Origin of the sequence: Aquabacterium sp., from assembly GCF_021768455.1 — a bacterium.
GTDB lineage: Bacteria > Pseudomonadota > Gammaproteobacteria > Burkholderiales > Burkholderiaceae_C > Aquabacterium.
Genome location: NZ_JAIZVX010000026.1, coordinates 1 through 25,321, shown reverse-complemented (window position 1 = coordinate 25,321; position 25,321 = coordinate 1). Strand labels below are relative to the sequence as shown.

General features: G+C 65.8%; 17 protein-coding genes and 5 tRNA genes. 18 read left to right on the top strand and 4 right to left on the bottom strand.

Going from position 1 to position 25,321, the window contains the following annotated elements:
- Nucleotides 1–172: 172 nt before the first annotated feature.
- On the top strand, nucleotides 173–1,714 hold the full coding sequence (locus tag QZ994_RS05625) for a 2-isopropylmalate synthase (RefSeq protein ID WP_290869412.1): 1,542 nt from the start codon (nucleotides 173–175) through the stop codon (nucleotides 1,712–1,714).
- Nucleotides 1,715–1,832: 118 nt separating this feature from the next.
- Nucleotides 1,833–3,047, top strand: coding sequence for a D-alanyl-D-alanine endopeptidase (gene pbpG, locus QZ994_RS05620; RefSeq protein ID WP_290869409.1), 1,215 nt, complete (start codon nucleotides 1,833–1,835; stop codon nucleotides 3,045–3,047).
- A 77-nt stretch (nucleotides 3,048–3,124) separates the two neighbouring features.
- Here the strand turns inward: pbpG and QZ994_RS05615 are convergent, their stop codons facing one another.
- Nucleotides 3,125–3,868, bottom strand: a complete 744-nt coding sequence (locus tag QZ994_RS05615; RefSeq protein WP_290869406.1) for an IclR family transcriptional regulator — start codon at nucleotides 3,866–3,868, stop codon at nucleotides 3,125–3,127.
- A gap of 123 nt (nucleotides 3,869–3,991) precedes the next feature.
- Here QZ994_RS05615 and QZ994_RS05610 point away from each other — a divergent pair, with 123 nt between their 5' ends.
- Nucleotides 3,992–5,167 carry a TIGR03790 family protein gene (locus QZ994_RS05610; RefSeq protein WP_290869403.1) on the top strand — a complete coding sequence of 392 codons (1,176 nt, stop codon included), beginning with the start codon at nucleotides 3,992–3,994 and terminating at the stop codon, nucleotides 5,165–5,167.
- 24 nt (nucleotides 5,168–5,191) lie between these two features.
- On the opposite strand, the gene QZ994_RS05605 is transcribed toward QZ994_RS05610, so the two are convergent.
- Nucleotides 5,192–6,082: a squalene/phytoene synthase family protein gene (locus tag QZ994_RS05605; RefSeq protein WP_290869400.1), complete on the bottom strand. Its 891-nt coding sequence runs from the start codon at nucleotides 6,080–6,082 to the stop codon at nucleotides 5,192–5,194.
- 234 nt (nucleotides 6,083–6,316) lie between these two features.
- On the opposite strand from QZ994_RS05605, the gene QZ994_RS05600 reads away from it, so the two are divergent.
- From QZ994_RS05600 to QZ994_RS05560, 9 genes are all read left to right on the top strand, one after another.
- Complete coding sequence (locus QZ994_RS05600) at nucleotides 6,317–7,423, top strand: efflux RND transporter periplasmic adaptor subunit (RefSeq protein ID WP_290869427.1); 1,107 nt, start codon at nucleotides 6,317–6,319, stop codon at nucleotides 7,421–7,423.
- An 18-nt stretch (nucleotides 7,424–7,441) separates the two neighbouring features.
- Nucleotides 7,442–10,609 carry an efflux RND transporter permease subunit gene (locus tag QZ994_RS05595; RefSeq protein ID WP_290869397.1) on the top strand — a complete coding sequence of 1,056 codons (3,168 nt, stop codon included), beginning with the start codon at nucleotides 7,442–7,444 and terminating at the stop codon, nucleotides 10,607–10,609.
- 103 nt (nucleotides 10,610–10,712) lie between these two features.
- Nucleotides 10,713–10,799, top strand: a tRNA-Leu gene (locus tag QZ994_RS05590).
- Between the two features lie 41 nt (nucleotides 10,800–10,840).
- Nucleotides 10,841–12,163 (top strand): trigger factor, encoded by a 1,323-nt coding sequence (gene tig / locus QZ994_RS05585; protein WP_290869394.1) that lies wholly within the window; start codon nucleotides 10,841–10,843, stop codon nucleotides 12,161–12,163.
- A gap of 246 nt (nucleotides 12,164–12,409) precedes the next feature.
- On the top strand, nucleotides 12,410–13,018 hold the full coding sequence (gene clpP / locus QZ994_RS05580) for an ATP-dependent Clp endopeptidase proteolytic subunit ClpP (RefSeq protein ID WP_290869392.1): 609 nt from the start codon (nucleotides 12,410–12,412) through the stop codon (nucleotides 13,016–13,018).
- 148 nt (nucleotides 13,019–13,166) lie between these two features.
- Nucleotides 13,167–14,441 carry an ATP-dependent Clp protease ATP-binding subunit ClpX gene (gene clpX / locus QZ994_RS05575; RefSeq protein WP_290869390.1) on the top strand — a complete coding sequence of 425 codons (1,275 nt, stop codon included), beginning with the start codon at nucleotides 13,167–13,169 and terminating at the stop codon, nucleotides 14,439–14,441.
- 121 nt (nucleotides 14,442–14,562) lie between these two features.
- A complete protein-coding gene (lon, locus tag QZ994_RS05570) occupies nucleotides 14,563–16,986 on the top strand; it encodes an endopeptidase La (protein ID WP_290869388.1) in 2,424 nt (807 codons plus the stop codon).
- A 188-nt stretch (nucleotides 16,987–17,174) separates the two neighbouring features.
- Nucleotides 17,175–17,250: transfer RNA gene (locus QZ994_RS05565), tRNA-Gly, on the top strand.
- A 97-nt stretch (nucleotides 17,251–17,347) separates the two neighbouring features.
- A tRNA-Cys gene (locus QZ994_RS05560) sits at nucleotides 17,348–17,421 on the top strand.
- A gap of 86 nt (nucleotides 17,422–17,507) precedes the next feature.
- Here the strand turns inward: QZ994_RS05560 and QZ994_RS05555 are convergent.
- A tRNA-Leu gene (locus QZ994_RS05555) sits at nucleotides 17,508–17,599 on the bottom strand.
- A gap of 142 nt (nucleotides 17,600–17,741) precedes the next feature.
- Here QZ994_RS05555 and QZ994_RS05550 point away from each other — a divergent pair.
- From QZ994_RS05550 to QZ994_RS05530, 5 genes are all read left to right on the top strand, one after another.
- A tRNA-Gly gene (locus tag QZ994_RS05550) sits at nucleotides 17,742–17,817 on the top strand.
- A 172-nt stretch (nucleotides 17,818–17,989) separates the two neighbouring features.
- Nucleotides 17,990–20,293, top strand: coding sequence for a type I secretion system permease/ATPase (locus QZ994_RS05545; RefSeq protein ID WP_290869386.1), 2,304 nt, complete (start codon nucleotides 17,990–17,992; stop codon nucleotides 20,291–20,293).
- 1 nt (nucleotide 20,294) lies between these two features.
- A complete protein-coding gene (locus QZ994_RS05540) occupies nucleotides 20,295–21,524 on the top strand; it encodes an HlyD family type I secretion periplasmic adaptor subunit (RefSeq protein ID WP_290869383.1) in 1,230 nt (409 codons plus the stop codon).
- An 8-nt stretch (nucleotides 21,525–21,532) separates the two neighbouring features.
- Entirely contained in the window at nucleotides 21,533–22,945 is a 1,413-nt protein-coding gene (locus QZ994_RS05535; protein ID WP_290869380.1) for a TolC family protein, read from the top strand.
- Nucleotides 22,942–24,036 (top strand): hypothetical protein, encoded by a 1,095-nt coding sequence (locus QZ994_RS05530; protein ID WP_290869377.1) that lies wholly within the window; start codon nucleotides 22,942–22,944, stop codon nucleotides 24,034–24,036. The genes QZ994_RS05535 and QZ994_RS05530 overlap by 4 nt, the downstream gene beginning before the upstream one ends.
- 39 nt (nucleotides 24,037–24,075) lie before the next feature.
- Here QZ994_RS05530 and QZ994_RS05525 read toward each other — a convergent pair whose 3' ends face one another.
- The gene (locus tag QZ994_RS05525; RefSeq protein WP_290869374.1) at nucleotides 24,076–24,810 is read right to left on the bottom strand and encodes a hypothetical protein; all 735 of its coding nucleotides are present in this window, start codon (nucleotides 24,808–24,810) and stop codon (nucleotides 24,076–24,078) included.
- Between the two features lie 130 nt (nucleotides 24,811–24,940).
- Between QZ994_RS05525 and QZ994_RS05520 the strand changes: the two genes are divergently transcribed.
- Nucleotides 24,941–25,321: hypothetical protein (locus QZ994_RS05520; protein WP_290869371.1), on the top strand; the 381-nt coding region annotated here is incomplete at its 3' end.

Sequence of the window (25,321 nt, the reverse complement as noted above, 5' to 3'; positions counted from 1 at the left end):
CGTACCACTTGCATCAATCACGGCCCGCCAAGCGCTTCTTGCGGGCCGTTTTGTTTGGCAAAGCTGATCTGAGATCCGACAGGAAGAAGGTCAAGCCGGCAGCCAGGCCCCAGGTGCCCAGCGCCGCACGGCCACCCTCCGCTGACCTTCCTCTGCCTCACGAAAGACCACCATGACCGACAAGCTCATCATTTTCGACACCACCTTGCGCGACGGCGAACAGTCGCCCGGCGCCTCGATGACGCGCGAAGAAAAGCTGCGCATCGCCCGCCAGCTCGAGCGCCTCAAGGTGGACGTGATCGAAGCCGGCTTTGCCGCATCGTCCAATGGGGATTTCGAGGCCATCAAGGCCATTGCCGACGCCATCAAGGACTCCACCGTCTGCTCGCTGGCCCGCGCCAACGACCGTGACATCGCCCGTGCGGCCGAGGCCCTGAAGGGCGCCAACGCCTGGCGCATCCACACCTTCATCGCCACCAGCCCGCTCCACATGGAGAAGAAGCTGCGCATGTCGCCCGACGAGGTGCTCACGCAAGCGATCAACTCCGTGCGTTTCGCCCGCAACCTCACGTCCGACGTCGAGTTCTCGGCCGAAGACGGCTACCGCTCCGACATCGACTATCTCGCCCGCGTGTGCGAGGCCGTGATCAAGGAAGGTGCCACCACCATCAACATCCCCGACACGGTGGGCTACGCCATCCCCGAGCTGTACGGCAATTTCATCAAGACCCTGCGCGAAAAGGTGCCCAACTCCGACAAGGCCATCTGGTCGGTCCACTGCCACAACGACCTGGGCATGGCCGTGGCCAACTCGCTGGCCGGTGTGAAGATCGGTGGCGCCCGCCAGGTGGAATGCACGATCAACGGCCTGGGTGAGCGCGCCGGAAACTGTGCGCTGGAAGAGGTCGTGATGGCCGTGCGCACCCGCCGCGATTACTTCGGCCTGGATGTGGGCATCGAGACCCAGCAGATCATGCCGGCTTCGCGTCTGGTCTCGCAGACCACGGGCTTCGTGGTTCAGCCGAACAAGGCTGTGGTGGGCGCCAACGCCTTTGCCCATGCCTCCGGCATCCACCAGGACGGCGTGCTCAAGGCCCGCGACACCTACGAAATCATGCGCGCAGAAGACGTGGGCTGGGCTGCCAACAAGATCGTGCTGGGCAAGCTCTCGGGTCGCAACGCCTTCAAGCAGCGCCTGCAGGACCTCGGCATCGAGCTCGAATCGGAAGCCGAAGTCAACGCCGCCTTCGCCAAGTTCAAGGAACTGGCCGACCGCAAGAGCGAGATTTTCGACGAGGACATCATTGCCCTCGTGGGCGACGAGAGCGTGACGGCCGAGCAGGAACACTACCGCCTCGTGGCCCTGTCGCAGAAGTCCGAAATGGGTGAGCGCCCGCAGGCCAGCGTGGTGTTTGCAGCGGGCTCCGAAGAGCACCGCAGCGAGAGCGGTGGCAACGGTCCCGTGGACGCCTCGGTCAAGGCCATCGAAGCCGTCGTGAAAAGTGGCGCGGAAATCGTCCTGTACTCCGTGAATGCCATCACGTCCGGCAGCACAGAATCACAAGGCGAGGTGACGGTGCGACTGCAACATGGCGGCCGTGTCGTCAACGGCGTCGGTGCGGACCCGGACATCGTCGTCGCGTCAGCCAAGGCCTATCTTTCTGCGTTGAACAAGCTCCACAGCAAGGCAGAAAGGGTGGCCGCCCAGGGTTGAGCCTCCCCGCGATGACCTGATCCGTCAGGTCACTTGATAAAAGACGCGTAAGTCTTTGATCTTGCGCGTTTTTTTATTACACTGGCGTGGAGTTGAAAGGGCTGTAGCCGTGATACGCATGATTTCCAAGAAAAACTGGCTGGCCTTGGCGGTGGCATCGCTGCTGTCGCTGGGTCTCGGCGCCCCTTCTGCGGTCTTGGCCAAGGCCGCGCCCGAGCGCGCGAGCAGCAAGGCCAAGCCGGCTGCAAAGCCTGCCAAGGTGGCGAAATCCGCGCCGGCCCAGTCCCAATCCCGGTCCTCACAGAAGACGGCTGCCGTCCGCGGCAAGCAGGCCCCGCGCTCGGCCAAGGTCCGCGAAGGCCGTGTGGCCCGCGTGTCCCGTGTCGAGGCCAAAGAGCCGATCCAGCCTGCGCGCGTGATGCCGGTGTCCGTCAAGGCCGCTGCCGTCACGACCGGTGCGGGCGCTGCCACCCTGGCCGCTGCGTCGGGCGCATCGGGCGCTTCCTTTGGGCAGCTTTACGGCTTGCACCAGACGCCGGATCCGCTGGATCTGAAGTCCAGCGTGGCCCTGGTCCTGGACCAGGACACCAACGAAGTGCTGTTTGCCAAGAACTCCGAGGCCGTGCTGCCGATTGCCTCGCTGACCAAGCTGATGACCGGCATGGTCATGGTCGAGTCCCGCTTGTCGATGGACGAGATGGTGACCGTCACCAGCGACGACGTCGACACCGAAAAGAACAGCAGCTCCCGCCTGGTGGTCGGTGCCACGCTGAGCCGTGGCGAGTTGCTGCACCTGGCGCTGATGTCGTCTGAAAACCGCGCTGCCCACGCCCTGGGTCGGACCTTCCCCGGAGGGCTGAATGCCTTCGTGACGGCCATGAATGCCAAGGCCCGTGCACTGGGCATGGGTGACACGCATTACGTCGACCCGACCGGCCTGAACAGCCGCAACCAGTCCAGCGCCCGCGATCTGGCGGTGCTGGTCAAGGCCGCCTACCAGCAGCCACTGATTCGCGAATTGTCGACCTCGCCCGAGTACGCCGTGCGCGTGGGTGCCCGCCAACTGCAGTTCCACAACACCAACAGCCTGGTGCGCAACCCCAGCTGGGACATCGGTCTGCAGAAGACGGGCTACATCGTGGAAGCCGGTCGCTGCCTGGTGATGCAGGCGCGCATGGCCGGTCGCAAGCTGATCATGGTCTTCCTGGATTCCGCCGGGAAGTATTCGCGCCAGGCCGATGCCGAACGCGTGCGCCGCTGGCTGGAAAAGGCCACCTCTGCACCCAAGGGTGCCGTGAGCGTGGCGCCGCCGGCGGTGAAGGCCACCTCCTGATCCAAAAAAAGCCTCCTTGCGGAGGCTTTTTTCATGGCGCGCCATGAAGGCGCTTGGTCGGAGATGGCGCCGGGTGTTCAGCGGTGCTGCCAGCCCAGGGCGGCAGAAATGCGCTGGGCGGCGTTGCGCAGGGCATCTTGCCACTCGGGCTGCAGGCGCGAGGCGGGCACGTTCAGCGAAAGGCTGGCGGCCACCTTGCCCATGTCGTCGAACACGGGTGCGGCGACCAGCTGTTGCAGCGGGTCGGGCGTGTCGGCCTCCAGGGCCAGTCCGTTCTGGCGGATGGCGTGCAGTTCGGCCTGCAGGGCGTCCAGGCGCAGTCCATGGGCCTGGGTGAGTGCCTGCAGCCCTGCGCCGCTGTCGTTCAGCAGCAGCACCTTGCCCACGGCGTGGCCCACCAGCGACAGGCGCAGGCCCATCACGCGGGTCACCTGCACGCCGCTGCGTTCGGCCACCGTGCGTTCGACGCACAGGGCCTCGTCATCCTGGCGCACAAACAGCGAGACGGAGTGCCCGGTCATGCGGTGCAGCTCCTGCATCGGGCGGCTGGCCAGGTCGCGCACGTTCAGGCGACCTTTGACCAGGTTGCCCAGTTCCAGCAGCCGCAGGCCGAGCCGGTAGCTGCCAGGGCCGGATCGCTCGACATAGCGGCCCGCGGCCAGGTCGTTGAGGATGCGGTGGGCGGTGGAGGGGTGCAGGCCAGTCTGTTCGCTGATGGCCTTCAGCGAGACCGAGTCGCCCGCTTGCGCCAGGGTGTCGAGCAGCGAGAACATGCGGCTCAGCACCTGGATCGAGGTGGCGCTGTGGGTGGGTTCGCTCATCGGGTTTTCCTCGGTGGAAGTTCATTTTGAAAGGCGGGATCCCTGCTCAATCGGCGAAATAAACTGTGGCTTGAGCGACTTTCCCGCTCCCCGAGGGGCTGAAATCGGTATTTCATGACGTTCATGCGCAAATCCGTTCTTTCCTCCCTCGCCCAAGGTGCCGCAAGCCTGGCCTTCGGGCATCTGTTGGCCCTGGTCTGCCTGGTGTCTGGCCTGGCGGTGACCTCGGCTGGACAGGCTCAGGAAGCCGTGCTGCCTGCCGCCTCATCGCCCGCGCCCGGGGTGGCCGCTTCGGCCCCTGCTTCACCTGCTCGCAAATGGATGCGCGTGCCCAGGGTCTATGGCCGTCTGGGCGTCAAGGACCTGGGGCTGGTGATCAACCTCGATGACCCCTATTCGGTCCAGGTGGGGGGGCATTACGCCAAGGCCCGGCAGATTCCAGAAGACCAGATCCTTCGTGTGCGGCTGCCGGTCAAGGGGGCGCTGACCCGTGGCGAATTCGAGGCCTTGCAGGCCCAGATCGAGGCCTTTTACGGGGACCGTGTGCAGGCCTTGGCCCTGGCCTGGCGCCTGCCGTATGCGGTGGCCTGCAACGGGCTCGCGGGCGCGCTGGCCATGGGCTTCGACGAGGGGCTCTGCGGTCACAGCTGCGCGGTGTCGAGGCGCAGCAGCTATTTCGGTTCGGCGGCCACCCGGCCGCTGGCCGAGCACCGCATGCGCCTGAGCATGCAGCTGGCGGCGCGAGACGTCGAGGGGGCCAAGGCCTTGATCGACCGCGGGGTGGCCTCCGATGGCACGCTGGGTCTGCGAGGCGGGCTGCCCGCCCAGGTGCACTTTGTCACGACGTCGGACGCGGTGCGCAGCGTCCGCCAGCAGCTGTTTCCGCCTGAAGGCAAGGTGGCGCAGGCGGGGCTGGACATCCACCTGGACCAGGCCGATGCGCTGCGGGGCGTGGACCGCGTCCTGATCTACATGACGGGCCGCGCCCAGGTCGAGGGCCTGTCGTCGGTGGGCTTCCTGCCCGGGGCCCTGGCCGACCACCTCACCTCATTTGGCGGGCGGCTGGACGATCCCTATGGCCAGATGAGCGTGCTGGCGTGGATCGAAGCCGGCGCCACGGCCAGCCATGGCACGGCCAGCGAGCCCTGTGCCCACCTGCAGAAGTTTCCTCATCCGCAGGCGCTGTTGCTCTTTTACGCGCAGGGTGCCACGGCCATCGAGGCCTACTGGAAAAGCGTGGCCTGGCCCCAGCAGGCCGTGTTTGTGGGGGAGCCGCTGGCGGCGCCTTTCGGGCGCTGAACCTTGCCCCCCCCACGGTCTGGGTCAACGCAGCAGGCCCCAGCGCACCTGTTGTGCGATCCACCATTTGCGCAGCGGGGTGAGGACGATGCGCTCGTGCAACAGCCGGTCGCTGCGTGCTTCGATGGCCACCATCTGGGCAAGCTGGATGTGGGCCAGTACGCACAAGGGCTGACAGGCGCGGCGCTCGGGTGAGGGCAGTGCCTCAACGGCGTGCAGCGCCCCTCGCAGGGTGTCACGTGCCTGGTGATGCAGGTGCTGCACCAGGCTGGCCAGCCCCGCTGGCGGGGTCTCGGCCGGTTTGCTCAATTCGTGCGCACGCACGCCATGGGTCTGCAGCACCGAGATGGCCGGATGCACCCAGCCCAGTCGGGCGTCCTGCCCCAGGCGTGCCAGCTGGTGCGCCTGGTGCAGGCCCAGCCCCAGTTCACGGGCGGCGTGGCGAGCCGCCTCGGAGCGGGCGCCAAGCAGCCAGGCCGCGCCCTCGCAGGCGGCACCCGTGCCTTGTCGGGCATGGCGCTGCACGCTGGCCTCGTCCATCCAGCGGGTTTGCTGGACCAGTTGCAGGGCGGCTTCGATCTGCGCGTGCCACAGGGGCGCATCCGGCCGAGCCGACGGGTCCTGTGCGTCCCCCGGCCAGTCGCGCAGCAGCGGGTGGTGGGCCTGGCCGCGGGCAGCGTCGGCCAACTCCTGCTGCCACCATCGCAATTTGGTTTCGGCCACGCCCGGGTCGCTCACGCCAAAGGGGATGCTGGCGACGTCGTGCCACCAGCGCAGCCATTGTCGCAGGGCAGGGCGCTGGGCCGCCGGGACGGTGGCGAGCGCGTGGTACAGGCTGCTGCCGGGCCGAGGAAACGGCGCGGGCGAGCCGGCTGGGGGGGCGGAAGCGGGGGGCGGCGCGATGGGCGAATTCATGGTGGCAGGCAAAACACGGAGCGCTATTGTCGCCATGGCCGAATTGACACGGCGCAAATTCCTTGACTACATTACTGACCCGCGAGTCAGTTAGCCAGGCTGACACCGTCTCGTGCCCCGACCGCCCGCGGTCGCCCCCTCTCGCGCCCGCGCTGGCGCACACCTGATCGGCCCGAACCCATGCTGCTTCACCGCCCGCTTCCGCGCCTTGCCCTTGTCGTCTCCGCAGTGTCGATGCTGACCCTGGCCGCCTGCAGCAAGGCGCCCCAGGCGGAGACGCCCGTTCGGGCCGTGCGCACCGTGGTGCTGAGCGACACCGGTGGGCAGCTCGAGCGAGAGTTCGCTGCCGACATCCGTGCCCGCACCGAGTCCCGCCTGGGTTTCCGGGTGCCCGGCAAGGTCAGCCAGCGCCTGGTGGAGCTGGGGCAGACCGTGCGCGCCGGCCAGGTGCTCGCCCAGCTGGACGGCCAGGACCTGCGCCTCCAGCAGGATGCAGCCCGCGCCGGCATGGTGGCCGCCGAAGCCACCCTGAGCCAGGCGAGCGCAGACCTCAAGCGCTTCACCGAATTGAAGGCCCAGGGTTTCATCTCCCAGGCCGAACTCGATCGCCACCTCACCAACCACAAGACCGCCGAAGCGGCCTTGCGTCAAGCTCGCGCCCAAAGTGGCGTGCAAGGCAACCAGGCCAGCTACGCCGCCCTCAGTGCGGACGCGGCGGGTGTCATCACCTCGGTCGAGCTGGAGCCCGGCCAGGTGGTGGCCGCTGGCACACCGGTGCTGACCCTCGCCCACGACGGCCCGCGCGATGTGGTGTTTGCCGTGCCGGAAGACCTCGTCCAGCGCGTGCGCCCGCTGGTGGGGAAATCGGGTGGCGTCAAGGTGCGCCGCTGGGGCAGCAGCGAGTGGCAGCCTGCCACCGTGCGCGAGGTGGCCGCCGCCACCGACCCCGTCACCCGCACCTACCAGGTCAAGGCCGATGTCGGCCGCGCCGGCTTCGAGCTCGGGCAGACCGCCACCGTGATGATGAACGCGCCGTTGCGCGCGCCCGAAGGCGTTCGCGTGCCGCTGACGGCGCTGGCCGAGCGTGAGGGCCGATCGGTGGTCTGGGTGCTGGACCCCAAGGCCATGACCGTCCAGCCCGTGCCTGTGGCCACGGCCGATGTGTCGGGCAACACCGTGCTGGTCGCCCGCGGCGTGACGCCCGGTCAGGAGCTGGTCACGGCCGGTGTGCACGTGCTCAGCCCAGGCCAGAAGGTCAAGCGCTACCAGGCTGCCGTCGCTGCGGCGTCCTCAGTGTCCCCTGCGTCACCCGCCTCGGTTGCTTCGGCCGCCAAGCCCTGATCCCCCAGGAGCCCGACGGTGAGCAACGCCCAACACGCCCCCCAAACCCCAGAGGCCAAGGCCTCGGCCTCCCAGCGCTTCAACGTTTCCCGCTGGGCCCTCGATCATCCCGCCCTCACGCGCTACCTCATGGTCGTGCTGATGCTGCTGGGCCTGGCGGCCTATTTCCAGCTGGGGCAGGACGAAGACCCGCCTTTTGCCTTCCGCATCATGGTCGTGCGCAGCTACTGGCCGGGCACCACGGCGCAGGAGATGGCCCAGCAGGTGACCGACAAGATCGAGCGCACCCTGCAGGAGGTGCCCTACGCCGACAAGATCCAGTCCTACACCAAGCCAGGCGAATCGCTCACGCTTTTCCAGGTCAAGGACTCCTCTCCTCCGAAGGAAATCCCCAACCTCTGGTACCAGGCGCGCAAGAAGATCGGCGACATGAAGGCCACGCTGCCGCAGGGCGTGATCGGCCCCTTCTTCAACGACGAGTTTGGTGACGTCTACGGTTCCATCTACGCCCTCTCGGCCGACGGGTTCAGCGAAGAAGAGCTGCGTCAGTTTGCCGACAAGACCCGCTCGCAACTGCTGCGTGTGCCGGGCGTGGCCAAGGTGGAGCTGTTTGGCGTGCAGGCCGAGAAGGTCTACATCGAGGTGCCTCAGCGTCGCATCGCTGAAATGCACATCGACATGCAGGCCCTGCTGGCCCAGCTCTCTGCGCAAAACGGCGTGGAAGGCGCCGGCGTCTACAACAGCGAGCAGGCCAACATCCAGATGCGCGTCAATGGCGCCTTCCGCTCGGTCGACGACCTGCGCACCATGCCGATCCGCGCCATCAACCCAGCCAATGGCCAGGCGCGCACGCTTCAGTTGGGCGACATCGCCACCATCCGCCGCGGTTACGAGAACCCGGCCAGCACCAAGGTGCGCCACCAGGGCAAGAGCGTGATCGCCCTGGGCATTTCCATGGCCAAGGGCGGCGACATCATCGAACTGGGCAAGCAGCTCACGGCTGCCACCGAACGCATCCAGGGCGAGCTGCCCGTGGGCATCGAGATGGCGCAGATCCAGAACCAGCCCAAGGCCGTGAGCACCTCGGTGGGCGAGTTCGTCAAGACGCTGATCGAGGCCGTGGTCGTGGTGCTGGTGGTCAGCTTCGTGAGCCTGGGCCTGCACATGAAACCGCTGCGCCTGGACATCTGGCCGGGCATGGTCGTGGCCATCACCATCCCGCTGGTGCTGGCCGTCACCTTCCTGGTCATGCACTTCTGGGGCGTGGGCCTGCACAAGATCTCGCTGGGCGCGCTCATCATCGCGCTCGGCCTGCTGGTCGACGACGCCATCATCGCCGTCGAAATGATGGTTCACAAGCTGGAAGAGGGCTATGACAAGGTGGCCGCGGCCACCGCCGCCTACGAGATCACCGCCATGCCCATGCTCACGGGCACGCTGATCACCGCCGCCGGCTTCCTGCCCATCGGCATGGCCAATTCTTCGGTGGGGGAATACACCTTCGCCATCTTCGCGGTCACGGCCGCCGCCCTGCTGATCAGCTGGGTGGTGTCCGTCTACTTCGTGCCCTATCTGGGGCAGTGGTTGCTGCGCACCCAGCCCAAGGTGGGCCGCGGACACGAGGGCGAGGTCGACCTGTATGGCGGCGTCTTCTATGTGCGCTTCAAGGCCACGGTGAACTGGTGCGTGGCCCACCGCTGGATCACGATCGCGCTCACCCTCGGGGCCCTGTTCCTGGGCTTTGCCGGCATGGGCAAAGTACAGCAGCAGTTCTTCCCGGATTCCAGTCGCCCCGAGATCATCGTCGACCTCTGGCAGCCCGAAGGCAGCAGCTTCGAATCGACCGAGGCCATCGCCCGCCGCTTCGAGGCCCGCATGCTGAAGGAGCCCGGCGTCACCACGGTCAGCAGCTGGATCGGCACCGGCCTGCCGCGCTTTTACCTGCCCATGGACCAGATCTTCCCGCAGAGCAACGTCAGCCAGGTCGTGCTCGTGCCGCAGGACGCCGCCACCCGCGAGAGCCTGCGCAAAAAGTTGCCCGCCCTCATGGCCGAAGAGTTTCCCGAGGTGCGCGCCCGCGTCAAGCTGCTGCCCAACGGGCCGCCCGTGCCATACCCCGTGCAGTTCCGCATCGTGGGCGATGACGTCGCCACCCTGCGCAAGCTGGCGGAAGAGGCCAAGGCCCTCATGCGTGCCCACCCCGACATGCACGGCGTCAACGACAACTGGAACGAATCCGTCAAGGCCGTGCGCCTTTCGGTGGACCAGGACAAGGCCCGCGCCCTGGGCGTCACCACCCAGTCCATCGCCCAGGCCAGCCGCATCCTGACCTCGGGTGTGACCGTCGGCCAGTACCGCGAAGGCGACCGCCTGATCGACATCGACCTGCGCTCGCCCCAGTCCGAGCGCCTCACCCTCGAGGCGCTGGACAACGCCTACGTGCCCAGCGCCTCCGGCAAGATGATCCCGGTGCTGCAGGTCGCCAAGCCCCAGCTGGTCTGGGAGCCCGGTGTGCTGTGGCGAGAAGGGCGTCACTTCGCCGTCACCGTCCAGGGCGACGTGAGCGAGGGCGTGCAAGGCCCCACCGTCAGCGCCGCCCTGTGGCCACAGATGATGGCCCTGCAGGCGCGCATGCCCACCGGCTACCAGGTGCAGCTGGCCGGCACGGCCGAAGAAAGCAGCAAGGGGCAGGGCTCCATCTTTGCCAATGTGCCGGTGATGCTTTTCATCATCTTCACCCTGCTGATGCTGCAGCTGCAAAGCTTCTCGCGTGCCCTGCTGGTCTTCCTGACCGGCCCCATGGGCATCGCGGGCGTGGCCGCCTCGCTGCTGCTGCTCAACCGGCCCTTCGGGTTCGTGGCCCTGTTGGGCGTGATCGCCCTGATGGGCATGATCATGCGCAACTCCGTGATCCTGATCGACCAGATCGAGCAGGACCGCGCCCGCGGCGTCGAAGCCTGGGATGCCATCGTGGGGGCGGCCGTGCGCCGTTTCCGCCCCATCGTGCTGACGGCCGCTGCCGCCGTCCTGGCCATGATCCCGCTGACCCGCAGCGCCTTCTGGGGCCCGATGGCCGTGGCCATCATGGGGGGGCTCATCGTGGCCACGCTGCTGACGCTGCTGGCCCTGCCGGCCATGTACGCCGCCTGGTTCCGTGTCCGGCGACCGGCTGGCGCTGCCGCTTGAGCGGTCCACCCCGGATCCAGGCCTGAACCCGCGCTAGAATCGCGGGTTCTGACCAGATCAACCTGCCCGGGCGCTGCAAGGCGCGCGGGCGTCTCAGGTCGATGCGCGGGTGGCGAAATTGGTAGACGCACCAGGTTTAGGTCCTGACGCCAGCAATGGTGTGGGGGTTCGAGTCCCCCCCCGCGCACCAGACTTCCTTTTCATTCAACTCACCTACTGAGAGCTCACATCATGGCGATCACCGTGGAGACCCTCGACAAGCTGGAGCGCCGCATCACGCTGTCGCTGGCAGCAGACGTCCTCAAGAACGAAGTCGATGCCCGCCTGAAGAAGCTGGCCCGCACTGTCAAGGCCGATGGCTTCCGCCCCGGCAAAGTGCCCCTGAACGTCGTCACCCAGCGTTACGGCTACTCCGTCCAGTACGAAGTGGTCAACGACAAGGTCGGTGAGGCTTTCGCCCAAGCCGCTCAAGAAGCCCAGCTGCGCGTGGCTGGCCAACCCCGCATCGTCGAAAAAGAAGGCGATGCCGTGGAAGGTCAACTGCAGTTCGACGCCGTTTTCGAGGTCTACCCCGACGTCGCCATCGGTGACCTGGCGGCCGTCGAGCTCGAGCGCGTGAACGCCGAAGTCAACGACGCGGCCATCGACCGCACCGTCGACATCCTGCGCAAGCAGCGTCGCACCTTCGCCCAGCGTCCGGCTGCCGAGGGCGCCGCCGATGGCGACCGTGTCACCATCGACTTCGAAGGCAAGATCGACGGCGTGCCGTTCGACGGCGGCAGCGCCAAGGGCTACCAGTTCCTGGTCGGCGAAGGCCAGATGCTCGAAGCCTTCGAGAAGGCCGTGCGCGGCATGAAGGCTGGCGACTCCAAGACCTTCCCGCTGCCCTTCCCCGAGGACTACCACGGCAAGGACGTGGCCGGCAAGGAAGCCGACTTCCTGGTGACCGTGCAGAAGGTCGAAGCCCAGAACCTGCCTGAGCTGAACGAAGAGTTCATCAAGACCCTGGGTCTGGCCGACGGTTCGCTGGAGTCCCTGCGTGCCGACATCAAGAAGAACCTCGAGCGCGAAGTGAAGTTCCGCGTGGCCGCCCGCAACAAGGCCGCTGCCATGGAAGCCCTGCTCAAGGTCGTCGAATTCGATCTGCCCCAGTCCCTGGTGGCCGCCGAATCCGACCGCCTGGTGGCCGGTGCCCGCGAAGACCTGAAGAACCGTGGCATCAAGGACGCCGACAAGGCCCCGATCCCCGCCGAGATGTTCAAGCCCCAGGCCGAGCGTCGCGTGCGTCTGGGTCTGACCGTGGCCGAACTGGTCAAGGCCAACGACCTGGGTGCCAAGCCCGAGCAGCTGCAAGCCCACATCAACGAACTCGCCCAGAGCTACGAACAGCCCGCCCAAGTGGTGGCCTGGTACATGAGCGACCGCCAGCGCATGGCCGAGGTGGAAGCCGTGGTCATCGAAGGCAACGTGGCTGACTTCGTTTTGTCCAAGGCCAAGGTCACGGACAAGGCCCTGAGCTTCGAAGAGCTGATGGGCCAGCAAGCTGGCGCCTGATCGCCACTTGAAGCCTCACCCGGCGAGCCCACCTGAGGCTGGCTGGTGATGAAAGCACCTGCAATCCCCAGCGGAGGCAGGTGCTTTTTGTTTTGTGCGACCGTGGCTGTGCGCGCAAACAACGGAAAGACGACCAAGGCACTTGCTCGTTTTTTCCGGCGTTCAGCGAGGCCGGATGGCACGTCATAATCAATTCACACACTTATTTCGGCAGCCGCAACCGCGGTGCCCGTCACGAGGAAGCACATGAGCGCACTGGAAACGCAAAACCTGGGTCTCGTTCCCATGGTCATCGAGCAGTCGGGCCGCGGTGAGCGCGCCTACGACATCTACAGCCGCCTCCTGCGTGAGCGCGTCATTTTCCTGGTCGGCCCCGTCAACGACGCCTCGGCCAACCTGGTCGTGGCCCAGATGCTCTTTCTGGAGAGCGAAAACCCCGACAAGGACATCTCGTTCTACATCAACTCGCCGGGCGGCAGCGTCAGCGCCGGCATGTCGATTTTCGACACGATGAACTTCATCAAACCGCAGGTCTCTACCCTCTGCATGGGCATGGCCGCCTCCATGGGCGCCTTCCTGCTGGCCGCCGGTGAAAAGGGCAAGCGCTTCGCCCTGCCCAACAGCAAGATCATGATCCACCAGCCGCTGGGCGGCACGCAGGGCCAGGCCACCGACATCGAGATCCACGCCCGCGAGATCCTCAAGACCCGCGAACAACTCAACCGCATCCTCGCCGAACGTTCGGGTCAGCCTCTGGAAAAGATCCAGAACGACACCGAGCGCGACTACTACATGTCGGCCGCCGAGGCTGCCACCTACGGACTCATCGACAAGGTGCTCGACAAGCGTGCCTGAGGCCAGATGCCCGGCCTCCCGCTGGGCGCGCTGTTTTTGTGTGGTGAAAAACCGCACGAGGGCAGGGCAGTTCGGCGGGATGGGTCCTGTGGCAGATGCCTTATCATGCCTTTTCAATACCTTGCCGACCCCTTGACAGGCCCGCACCATGCCCGAGAAAAAAGGCTCCTCCAGCGAAAAGATCTTGTACTGCTCCTTCTGCGGAAAGAGCCAGCACGAGGTGAAGAAGCTCATCGCCGGCCCGTCCGTCTTCATTTGCGACGAGTGCATCGAACTGTGCAACGACATCATCCGTGATGAGGTTGCCGCAGAGGCCGAGCAGACCCGTCCCTCCAAGAGCGACCTGCCCACGCCCGCCGAGATCAAGGCGAGCCTCGACCAGTACGTGATTGGCCAGGACACCGCCAAGCGCACGCTGTCGGTGGCGGTGTACAACCACTACAAGCGCCTCAAGCACATGGGCGCCGACGGCAAGAAGTCCGAGATCGAACTCTCCAAGAGCAACATCCTGCTGATCGGCCCCACCGGCTCCGGCAAGACGCTGCTGGCCCAGACCCTGGCCCGCCTGCTGAACGTGCCTTTCGTGATCGCCGACGCCACCACGCTGACCGAAGCCGGTTACGTGGGCGAAGACGTCGAGAACATCATCCAGAAGCTGCTGCAGAACTGCAATTACGAGGTCGAGAAGGCCCAGCGCGGCATCGTCTACATCGACGAGATCGACAAGATCTCGCGCAAGTCCGACAACCCGTCCATCACCCGCGACGTGTCGGGCGAAGGCGTGCAGCAGGCCCTGCTCAAGCTGATCGAAGGCACGATGGCTTCGGTGCCCCCGCAAGGCGGCCGCAAGCACCCGAACCAGGACTTCCTGCAGATCGACACGACCAACATCCTGTTCATCTGCGGTGGCGCTTTCGACGGCCTGGAGAAGGTCATCCAGAACCGCTCGGTCAAGTCCGGCATCGGTTTTGGCGCCTCGGTGCAGAGCAAGGACGATCGCAAGGCCGGTGAGGTCTTCCGAGAGGTCGAACCCGAAGACATCATCAAGTTCGGTCTGATCCCCGAACTCGTGGGCCGCCTGCCGGTGGTCGCGACCCTGGGTGAACTCACCGAAGACGCGCTGGTGCGCATCCTCACCGAGCCCAAGAACGCGCTGCTCAAGCAATACCAGCACCTGCTCAACATGGACGGTGTCGAACTCGAAATCCGCCCGACCGCTCTGGCTGCCATCGCCCGCAAGGCCCTGGCCCGCAAGACCGGTGCGCGGGGTTTGCGCTCGATCCTTGAGCAGTCTCTGCTGGACACCATGTTCGAACTGCCCACACTGGAAGGAGTGCAAAAAGTCGTGCTGGATGAATCCACGATCGACGACAACGCCAAACCGCTGTTGGTTTACCGGGAACAGGCCAAGGCCAGTGCCTGAGCGATTGATCACGGGATCGCTCTGAATGGGCACCGCCGAGAACCTGCTCACGTTGGTTGTCGCGGTGCCCTTGTGTTTTGTCGATGAGGCCCCAAGTGGGCATCAGAGAAAGTGAGCCCTTATGTCTGGACACCCCATCCTCCCTTCCGATCCCATCACCCTGCCGCTGCTGCCGCTGCGCGACGTGGTGGTCTTCCCGCACATGGTGATCCCGCTCTTCGTGGGTCGCCCCAAGTCCATCAAGGCCCTCGAGGCCGCCATGGAAGCGGGCCGTCAGATCATGCTCGTGGCCCAGAAAGCCGCCGGCAAGGACGAGCCCAAGGCGGAAGACATGTTCGACGTGGGCTGCGTCTCCAGCATCCTGCAGATGCTGAAGCTGCCTGACGGCACCGTGAAGGTGCTGGTCGAAGGCGTGCAGCGCGCCAACACCGCCTCCATCAGCGATGAGGGTGAGTTCTTCACCGCCGAGGTGGTGCCCGTTCAGCCTGAGGGCGACATCACGCCCGAGGTCGAGGCCCTGCGCCGCGCCGTGACCCAGCAGTTTGACCAGTACGTCAAGCTCAACAAGAAGATCCCGCCCGAGATCCTCACCTCGATCTCCGGCATCGATGACGCCGGCCGACTGGCCGACACCATCGCCGCCCACCTTCCGCTCAAGCTCGAAGCCAAGCAGTCGGTGCTGGACCTGTTCTCTGTCTCGCAACGCCTGGAGAAGCTGCTGGAGCAGCTCGAGCACGAAGTCGACATCCTGCAGGTCGAAAAGCGCATCCGTGGCCGCGTCAAGCGCCAGATGGAGAAATCGCAGCGCGAGTACTACCTGAACGAACAGGTCAAGGCCATTCAGAAGGAACTGGGCGAGGGCGAAGACGGCGCCGACCTGGAAGAGCTGGCCAAGAAGGTCGAATCGGCGCGCATGCCCAAGGAAGCGCGCAAGAAGGCCGATGCGGAGCTGAAGAAGCTCAAGCTGATGTCACCCATGTCGGCCGAGGCCACGGTGGTGCGCAACTACATCGAGACGCTGGTCAACCTGCCCTGGAGCAAGAAGTCCAAGGTCAAGCACGATCTGGCCAACGCCGACCACGTGCTCAACGAAGAGCACTACGGTCTGGACAAGGTCAAGGAACGCATCCTCGAGTACCTCGCAGTCCAGCAACGTGTCGACAAGGTCAAGGCACCCATCCTCTGCCTGGTGGGTCCTCCGGGCGTGGGCAAGACCTCGCTGGGGCAGTCGATCGCTCGGGCGACCGGCCGCAAGTTCGTCCGCATGGCCCTGGGTGGTGTGCGTGACGAAGCCGAGATCCGTGGTCACCGCCGCACCTACATCGGCTCCATGCCGGGCAAGGTGCTGCAGAGCCTGAGCAAGGTCGGTGTGCGCAACCCGCTGTTCCTGCTGGACGAGATCGACAAGCTGGGCATGGACTTCCGTGGCGACCCGTCTTCGGCGCTGCTGGAAGTGCTCGATCCCGAGCAGAACCACACTTTTGGCGACCATTACATCGAGGTCGACTTCGACCTGTCTGACGTGATGTTCGTGGCCACCTCGAACTCGCTGAACATCCCGCCCGCCCTGCTGGACCGGATGGAAGTGATCCGCCTGGCCGGCTACACCGAAGACGAGAAGGTCCACATCGTTCAGACTTACCTGCTGCCCAAGCAGATCAAGAACAACGGTGTGAAGGAGGGCGAGCTGGAGGTTGCCGAAAGCGCCATCCGCGGCATCATCCGTTACTACACCCGTGAAGCCGGTGTGCGCTCGCTGGAACGCGAAGTCTCGAAGATCTGCCGCAAGGTGATCAAGGGTCTGGCGCTCAAGCAGTACGAAGGCAAGGTCCTGGTCACCGACGAGAACCTCAATGACTTCCTGGGTGTGCGCAAGTACAGCTACGGCGAAGCGACCAAGGACGACCAGATCGGTCAGGTCAACGGCCTGGCGTGGACGGAAGTCGGTGGTGACCTGCTGACCATCGAAGCCGCCGTGATGCCTGGCAAGGGCAACATCATCCGCACCGGTCAGCTGGGCGACGTGATGAAGGAATCGGTGGAAGCCGCCCGCACCGTGGTGCGCAGCCGTGCCCGCCGCCTGGGGATCAAGGACGAGCTCTTCGAGAAGCGCGACATCCACATCCACGTGCCGGATGGCGCCACGCCGAAGGACGGTCCGAGTGCGGGCGCCGCGATGACGCTGGCCTTCGTGTCGGCCCTGACCGGCATCCCGGTGCGCGCCGACGTGGCCATGACGGGTGAAATCACCCTGCGTGGCGAGGTGACGGCGATCGGTGGCCTCAAGGAGAAACTGCTGGCGGCCCACCGTGGTGGCATCAAGACGGTGCTGATCCCGGAGGAGAACGTCAAGGACCTGGCCGAGATCCCTGAGAACGTGAAGAGCCAGATCGAGATCGTGCCGGTGAAGTGGATCGACAAGGTGCTGGAAGTCTCGCTGGTGCGCCAGCCTGAGCCATTGCCTGACGAGGAAGCCAAGGTCGAGGCCAAGCCGGAAACGGCGGCGGCGCCTGCGGCCACCACGACCGATGTGCTGAAGCACTGAGCGATGGAGGTGGTTTGGCGGTGTCAAAAAAGTGCGACACCTTGATGGCAGCTGCCAAACCGATGTATACTTCAGTTCTTCGCTGATCACTGACGGCAACGACAGTGAATCGCAGCAAAGCAGGTTGAGTCGCAAGACAAGGCCAGAGCATCTGCGGCGCGAAGGCTTGCCACCGAAAGGTGGGCAATGCGGGATTAGCTCAGTTGGTAGAGCGATACCTTGCCAAGGTATAGGTCGAGAGTTCGAGTCTCTTATCCCGCTCCACATTCAAAAAGGGAAGCTTCCAAAAGGCTTCCCTTTTTACCAAGTGTCTGACTTGGAGGCTGCGTGAAGCGGCTTTTTGTTGGACACTGACAGACATGGCGCGATAGCAAATCGGTTATGCAACGGATTGCAAATCCGTCTAGCCCGGTTCGACTCCGGGTCGCGCCTCCAGGTACAGCCTGAACAACAAGCCTCTCCAGCCATGCTGGTGGGGCTTTTTGTTTTGTGGCGGCGATCGGTGTCTGCGCACGGATGACTGGTGCCCCGAGCCGGGGTCGAACCGGCACGCTGTCTTTCAACGAGCGGCGGATTTTAAGTCCGCTGTGTCTACCGATTTCACCATCGGGGCATGGGGCAGGAGTGTAAGGCTTGGCTGGCCTGGGGAGGTCGTCCTGGCCGTGGCAAAAAAGCCGTGCTGGATTGCGGAGGCTTGCATTTTGTTGAAAAACCGATGTATACTGAGAGCCTTCGCTGATTACAGCGCAAGACATGCGGGATTAGCTCAGTTGGTAGAGCGATACCTTGCCAAGGTATAGGTCGAGAGTTCGAGTCTCTTATCCCGCTCCACATGCGATGAAAAGGAAGCACTTCACGGTGCTTCCTTTTTTTTCGTCCGGACACGGCGGGCCGTGCTTGCACGCGAGAACAGAGGCCTGTTCGGCGTTCTTTTGACGGGGTGGTGGTGCGGCCGTCTTCTTAGTATCGAGGGGCGTCACTTTGCCTGGCGCTGGAGCACCCCTTGCAAGACGAACACGACCGGCCCCTGCACGAGCCCGAACTGGCCCCTGAGCCAGAGGGCGAGGTGTTGGCCGAAGGTGAACGTCAGGCGGACCCCCTGCTGGAAGCGGTGTTGTGGTTGTGCCGACACCACGGGGTGATGCGCTCGGAGCAGTCCCTGCTCGATGGCAAGGCCCTGACCGGTGCACTCACGCCCGACCAGGCGCTGCAGATCTTGCGAGACGCCGGCTTCAGCGCGACGCTGGTGAAGCGTTCGCCGGGCAAGATCCTGTCGCTGCTGATGCCCGTGGTGCTCTTGCTGCGCAATGGGGACGCCTGTGTGGTCACGCGGCGGATTCCGGGGCGGCGCAAGCAGGCGGGAGGTGACCGCTACGAGGTGATGATGCCCGGTGGTGGCGACGAGGTCTGCACGGCGACGGAGGCCGAGTTGATGGCCGAGTACGCGGGTTACACGCTGATTGCGGCGCTGAAGCCGGGTTCGCGCAGCAAACCGGTGGCCCACAGCGGCGAGGAAGAGGAAGAGCCCCGTCACTGGCTGTGGGGCACGCTGCGGCGTTTCTTCCCGTACTACCGTGCGGCCATGCTGGCGGCCTTGCTCAGCAACGTGCTGATGCTGTTCACGGGCTTGTTCACGTCGGTGGTGTACGACAGGGTGATCCCCAACAAGGCCTTTGTGACCTTGTGGTCCCTGGGGGCAGGGGTGCTGGTGGCGATTGCCTTCGACATGGCGGCGCGGCAGCTGCGCAGCTACCTGATCGATGTGGCGGGCAAGAAGGCCGACGTGGCCCTGGGCGCACAGATTTTCAGGCAGGCCATGGGCATCCGCCTGGAGCACCGCCCCGAGTCTGCCGGTGCTTTTGCGCACCGGCTGGCGCAGGTGGAGGTGGTGCGGGATTTTTCGACCTCGGCGACCATCGCGGCACTGACCGACCTGCCTTTCATCCTGCTGTTTGTGGGAGTGACCTGGGTGGTGGCGGGTGAACTGGTGCTGGTGTTGCTGCTGGCCATCCCGCTTCTGCTGGGGCTGACGCTGGCCACGCAGCGCGCGCTGCGGCGGCACACGCGGGCCAACATGGGGCGTCAGGCCGACCTGCAGGGGATCCTGATCGAGGCGCTGGAGGGCATGGAGGACGTGCGTGCGGCCGGCGCGCAGGGCCATTTCATCGGGCGTTACGACGAGGCCATGAGCTCGGCGGCGGTGTCGTCCTTGAAGGCTCGCTGGGCGGCGAGCTGGGTGAACAACACGACGATGGTGGCCCAGCAGCTGATCACGGTGGTGATGCTGTTGTGGGGCGTTCACCTGATCGATGCCGGGCAGCTCACGGGTGGGGCCCTGATTGCCGCGGTGATGTTCGCGGGGCGGGCGCTGGCGCCCCTGGGCGGCGTGGTGGCCCTGGCATCGCGCTACCAGGCAGCGAGTGCGGCCTTGAAGTCGCTGGATCAACTGATGAGCCTGCCAACCGAGCGGGATGCTTCGAAGCGTTACCTGTCTCGGCCCGAGATCAAGGGGCAGCTGGCCATGCACGAGGTCCGCTTTGCCTACCCGCAAGGGGCTCATGCACATGCGCCCACGGTGCTCAAGGGGGTGTCGATCCAGATTCAGCCCGGTGAGCGCGTGGCCTTGCTGGGGCGCATTGGCAGCGGCAAGTCGACCATCCTGCGTTTGCTGGGGGGGCTGTATCAGCCGGCCGATGGGTTTGTGGAGGTGGACGGCATCGACCTGCGCCAGATCGATCCGGCTGATTTCCGGGCCCATGTGGGTTTCGTGACGCAGGAGCCTCGCCTGTTTCAGGGCACGCTGCGAGACAACGTGCTGTTGGGGCGCAGCCATGCGGACGCGGCCCAGTTTGCCGAGGTGGCGCGCCTGACCGGGTTGGACCGCATCGCGGCCGCGCACCCGATGGGTTACGACCTGCCGGTGGGTGAGGCCGGGGGGCTGTTGTCGGGCGGGCAGCGGCAGCTGGTGGCCTTGGCGCGCTGCCTGGTGACACGCCCGCGGGTGGTGCTGATGGACGAGCCCACGAGTTCGATGGATGCGCAGTCGGAGGTGAGCTTCATTCGCCACCTGAAGCAGGCGGTGGAAGGGCGCACCCTGGTGGTGGTGACCCATCGCCCAGCGCTGCTGGACGTGGTCGACCGGGTCGTGGTGGTCGATGGTGGTCGCATCCTGGCGGATGGCCCCAAGGCCGAGGTGCTGGCCATGCTGGCCGGGCAGAAGCCCGGTGTGAGGCCTGCGCCGCCTGCGCAAGCCGCGGCGCCCGAGGCCATGGCACCGGCGCCGGTGCGCGCCGCGGCAGGAGGCTGAGGTGGGGCGACGTCGTGATGGGGTGAGCGGTCGGCTGTTCAAGGGCGATCGGGAGTTTCTGCAGGGGCTGCGCGATGCGGAGTGGGCCGAGTCGACCCCCCGGGCGACCTGGGCGCTGTACCTGATGTTGCTGGCGGTGGCGGTGGCCCTGATCTGGGCCAGTGTGGCGCGTGTGGACGAGGTGACAAGGGTGGACGCCAAGGTGGTGGCCGATGGCCGCGAGCAGGTGATCGCGAGCCTCGAAGGCGGCATCTTGCGCAGCCTGGCCGTGCGCGAGGGGGCGCTGGTGGAAAAAGGGCAGGCCTTGTTCCAGCTGGACCCGACCCGCATGGAGGCGCAGCAGAATGAAGGCGTGGCCAAGCGCCTGGCCTTGAAGGCCCAGCTGGCCCGCTTGGAGGCGGAGGCCACCGGGCGGACGCTGAAGTTCCCGCCAGACGTGTCGGTGATGACCGAGCTGGTGGAGGGCGAGACCGAGGCTTATCAGGCTCGGCGCCAGTCGCTGGAAGAGGCGGTGGGCGTGAGTCGGCGCAGCCTGGGGCTGTTGAACCGCGAACTGACGATGGCCGAGCGGATGTCGGACAAGGGGCTGATGTCGGAGGTGGAGGTGATGCGACTGCGGCGTCAGGTCAATGACCTGCAGTTGCAGGTGCAGGAGCGGGTCAACCGCTTCCGGCAGGAGGCCAGCACCGAGCTGATGCGTTTGCGCTCGGAATTGGCCCAGCTGGACGAGCAGATCGTGGTGAAGCAGGACGTGTTGCAGCGCTCGACGCTGTATTCGCCCGTGCGAGGCATGGTCAAGCACATCAAGCTGGGGACGCTGGGCGGCGTGGTGCCAGCAGGGGCCACGGTGATGGAGATCGTGCCGATTGGCCCGCGGGTGCTGGTGGAGGCCCGCATCCGACCGACCGACATCGGCTTTGTGCGCGTGGGCCTGCCCGCGGAGGTCAAGCTCAGTGCCTACGACTACTACACCTATGGCGGCCTGAAGGGGGTTGTGGAGTACATCAGCCCCGACGTGCTGGGTGATGACGCGAAAACTGGGGCCCAAGACAACAGCTATTACCGGGCTTTGATCCGCTCGGAAGTCTCTACCCTCAAGGCCAAGGGGGCGCCCCTGCAGGTGATCCCGGGCATGACGGCTTCGGTGGAGATCCGCACCGGGGAGCGTTCCGTGTTGCAGTTCTTGTTGAAACCGGTGCTCAAGAGCCAGGAAGCATTCCGGGAGAGGTGATGCACTTCATGACGATTCTTCCTTTGACCCGGCGCGTGATGGCTGGATTGGGTCTGGCGGCCTGGGCGCTGGCAGGTCATGCGGCCTGTGGCGATGAGCTCACGGGCCTGGTGGTGGACAAGGCGCAGGCGCGTGCCAAGGCCGGCGCCATGCCGGGCGGCAAGAGCCAGGAGCCCGGCACCGCCGACAACCTGCCGCCCGAGATGCAGTTGCAGCTGGTGGCGCGCGAGGCCGTGCGCCGCAGCGCGGGCGCCGGTGCCGCGGCCTTGCTGGCCGAGGCCGCCCGGTTTGACGAAGACCAGGCGCGCGCGGCCTTGGCCCCCTCGGTGACGTTGGGCGGCAGCCTGGGGCCGGCGCGCAGCACCTACGACGGCGCCACCTTGCGCTCAGGGCTGCAGATGCAGGGCACGGTGGCGGCCAGCGGCATCCTCTGGGATGGGGGGCGCACGCAGGCGGTGATCCGTTATCGGCAGGAGATGCGCGATGCGGCCCGCTTCAGCGCGCAGGCCACGCAGGAGCAGGTGGTGCTGGACGCGCTCTCGGCGGCGCTGGAGCGCAACCGCTACCGCAATCAGGCACGTGTCTACCAGCAGTACGCGCGCAAGATGGCCTGCCTGGTGGAGGCGCTGGACCAGATCGTGGCCGTGGACAAGGGGCGCGCCAGCGAGTTGCTGCAGGCACGCAAGACCCAGGCGCAGGCCGAGCTGGCCCGCGATGGTGCATTGGCCCTGAGCCGGCAGCTGGAGATCCGGCTGCAGCGCTATGTGGGCGACCAGGGCACGGTGGGCGAGGGGCTCTCGGGGCCGTTGGGGCAAACGATGGACACGGGCGAGATCATCCGCCTGATCGAGCGCAGCAGCGAGCTGCAGCTGGCGCGTGCGCAGGCGGACGGGGCGCGCAACCTGGCCGAGTCGGCCGATGCCTCGCTGCGCCCCCAGCTGAGCTGGACTGCCAACGCGACGCGGGGGGCGCAGGGCGGGGTGCCGAACAGCAGCATCCAGGCGGGCCTGTCGGTGTCGTACAACCTGTTCAACGGGGGCGCCGACCAGTCGGCGGCGGCTGCGGCGGCACGCCGGGCCGAGGCCGCACGCCGGCAGTACGACGAAACCCTGCAGACGCGCACGGCGCGTGCCTTCGAGGTGCAGGAACTGGCGACCAGCGCCTTTGACCGCGCACGGCGCTATGTCGACGTGCTCAAGGACAGTGAGCGGGTGCGCACGGCCACCTTCCAGCAGTGGTCCCAGTTGGGCAAGCGCTCCCTGTTTGACGTGATGGCGGCCGAGGGAGACCACTTCTCGCTGCGGGTGGCCTATGTCAATGCGCTGTACGACGGTTACCAGGCCAGCGCGCAGTTGCGCTCGATCGGTGGGGGCCTGCTGGGCTGGCTGAATGTGGGCGATGGCTCAGGGGGTGTGCGATGAGCGTGGTGAACTCCTACCGCCACGACGGCCTGTGGACGACCCAGCGCGGCAACGAACTGACCGAGCGGCTGCAGGCGGTGGCCCGCCAGGACAAGATCCGCTGGACCTGGGAGCCGACCGCCGCCACGGTGATGCTGAACTACTTTGCAGGCGACACCGATGAGGGCTTGCTGGCCGACCCAGGCCTGGTCCACGTGCCGGTGAACGAGGTGCGCGATTGGGATGGCATCGATGTGCTCATCCTCACGGCCCACGGTGGCGACATGGCCGAGCGCATCCTCAACTTCCGGGCGCGCAACCCTCGCATGCTGGTGATGCTGTGGATGTGGGACAACCACCTGGCGCAGGTGAACAACCTGAAGTCGGTGCTGGCCTGTGACCTGTATTTCCCTTCGCACTGGAGCGAGGCGACCTACCTGCAGAACATGGTGACGCCGTTGGGGATGCACGTGCCCCTGTGTTCGGCGCAGTGGACGTCTCAGGAGGCGAGGGCCCTGATGGCCGCGCTGGCCGGGCAACCCCGCTCGGATGCGCTGCTGCTGAACTACGTGGACTACAAGTTTGCGTGGCGCACCGAGGTGCTGGCGCGCCTGCGGGCGGAGCTGCCTTCGGTCTCGGCGCTGTTGATGCCGGCAGAAGACCGCGGGCGCTATTTCCTGAAAACCGGTGCCGAGCGCATGGCGGAATGGGCGGCCTACAAGTGCACGCTGATCCTGCCTGTGACGCGTGACCTCTCGACGCGTTTTTTCGACGCGATGCTGGCCGGGCTGGTGCCCATCGTGCCCAGGTCGATTGCCGACTTCGACCAGGTGGTCTCGCCTGATGAGCAGGCGCGCCTGGGCATCGTGCGGGTCGATGATCTGGAAACGGCCACGGTGCAGCGCGCGTTGGAGGAAGCAGTGGCGCGTTTCGATGCCATGGGCGACGCGGGTGTGGCCGAACGGTCGGCCTGGGTCATCGACGGCCACCTGATGCACCACCGGTTGCACGCCATGTTGCACAGCGTGCGCGCAGCCGGGGCGCCCGCACGGGCGGTGCGCCTGACCGCGGGGGAAGGGCATCCCCTGGCGATGCGCTTTGTGCAGGCCTGACCCTGCCCTGATGCCGGCAATGAAGCCGGCCGTGGTTCTTCAGCCTTGACCGATGCCTTGCGTGTACGTGGCCACGGCCTGTGCGGCAAGGCCTCGGTGGCGCTCGGTGGCCGATAGCACGTCGATGTAGTGGACGGTGCGGGTGGCCTGGCCCAGGTGCTGGCGCCAGACGTAATCAAGCAGCTGATGGACCTGGCTCGCCTGGGTGGCGTGCACGATGAGGTTGCCGTAGTTGTCGAACAGCCAGTGTTCGGTGTAGCCGCGGGCGGTGAGCCGGTCGATGCAGGCGTGGAAGTCGGCCTGCTGGCTGGCGTTGGCGACCAGGCACTCGAAATAGAGCAGTGGTGCGTGCTGGGCCATGAGGCCTGCTGCAGAGGCCAGCACGTCGTGGTCGTGGCCGTCGACATCGGATTTGATCAAGGCGAGGGGCAAGGCTGCCATCGGGCTGTGGGCGACGATGTCGTCCAGGCTGCACGTGTGCAGGGCCTCGCCCATGTCGGGCCCGATCTGGCCGAGCTCTTCTGGTCGCAGGGCGTGCTTGCTGCCACCACCGCCGGCCAGGTGCACCTGCTGCCCGGGTTGGCCCACCAGGGCACGCACCAGCTCGATCTGGGTGCCAGGTTGATGCCATTTCAGCCGCTGGGCATTGAGGCGCATGTAGGCGTGGAAGCCTTCGTCGGGCTCGATGCAGAGGTGGCGCAGGCCGGGCTGGGCCTGCGCCATGGCGTAAGCCTGGATGCCGTGGTGGACGCCGGTCTCTATATCGACGCCCATCTGGGCCGGGAAACCGCCTCACGGGTAGCCCGCGCCGTTCGTGCCAGGCGCCAGAGGGCTGTCCCCGTTTAAAGGGCCAGCCCTACCCTGTCCATAACAATAAAAGCCCGAAGGGCACTGGGAGAAACCTGTGAAGCAGCAACTCTACGAGGTGTGGGGTGACACGGTAGACAGCCGTCACCTGGGGTATTCGATCCTGATCGGGGCGGTGGTCAGCCTCGGCGCATTCTTCATCGCCCAGCATTTCCTGCTGAGTTGGGTAGCCTCCGCGCAAATGGCCCGGGCCTACGCCATGCTGGTGGGTATTCTGGGCTGCCTGGGCGCGGGAATGATCAGCGCCAGCTTGTTCAAGCCCAAGCGCATCGTGGTCGAGCATCAGGCCGATCCCGCCCAGCGCGCCCAGCTTCTGCAAACCGAAGTGGCCGAAAATCAGCAGCCAGTTCACGACGACGTTGTACAGCAAGCCGCACAGCGCGATGACCATGATCGGCTTGGTCTGGTTGATGCTGGT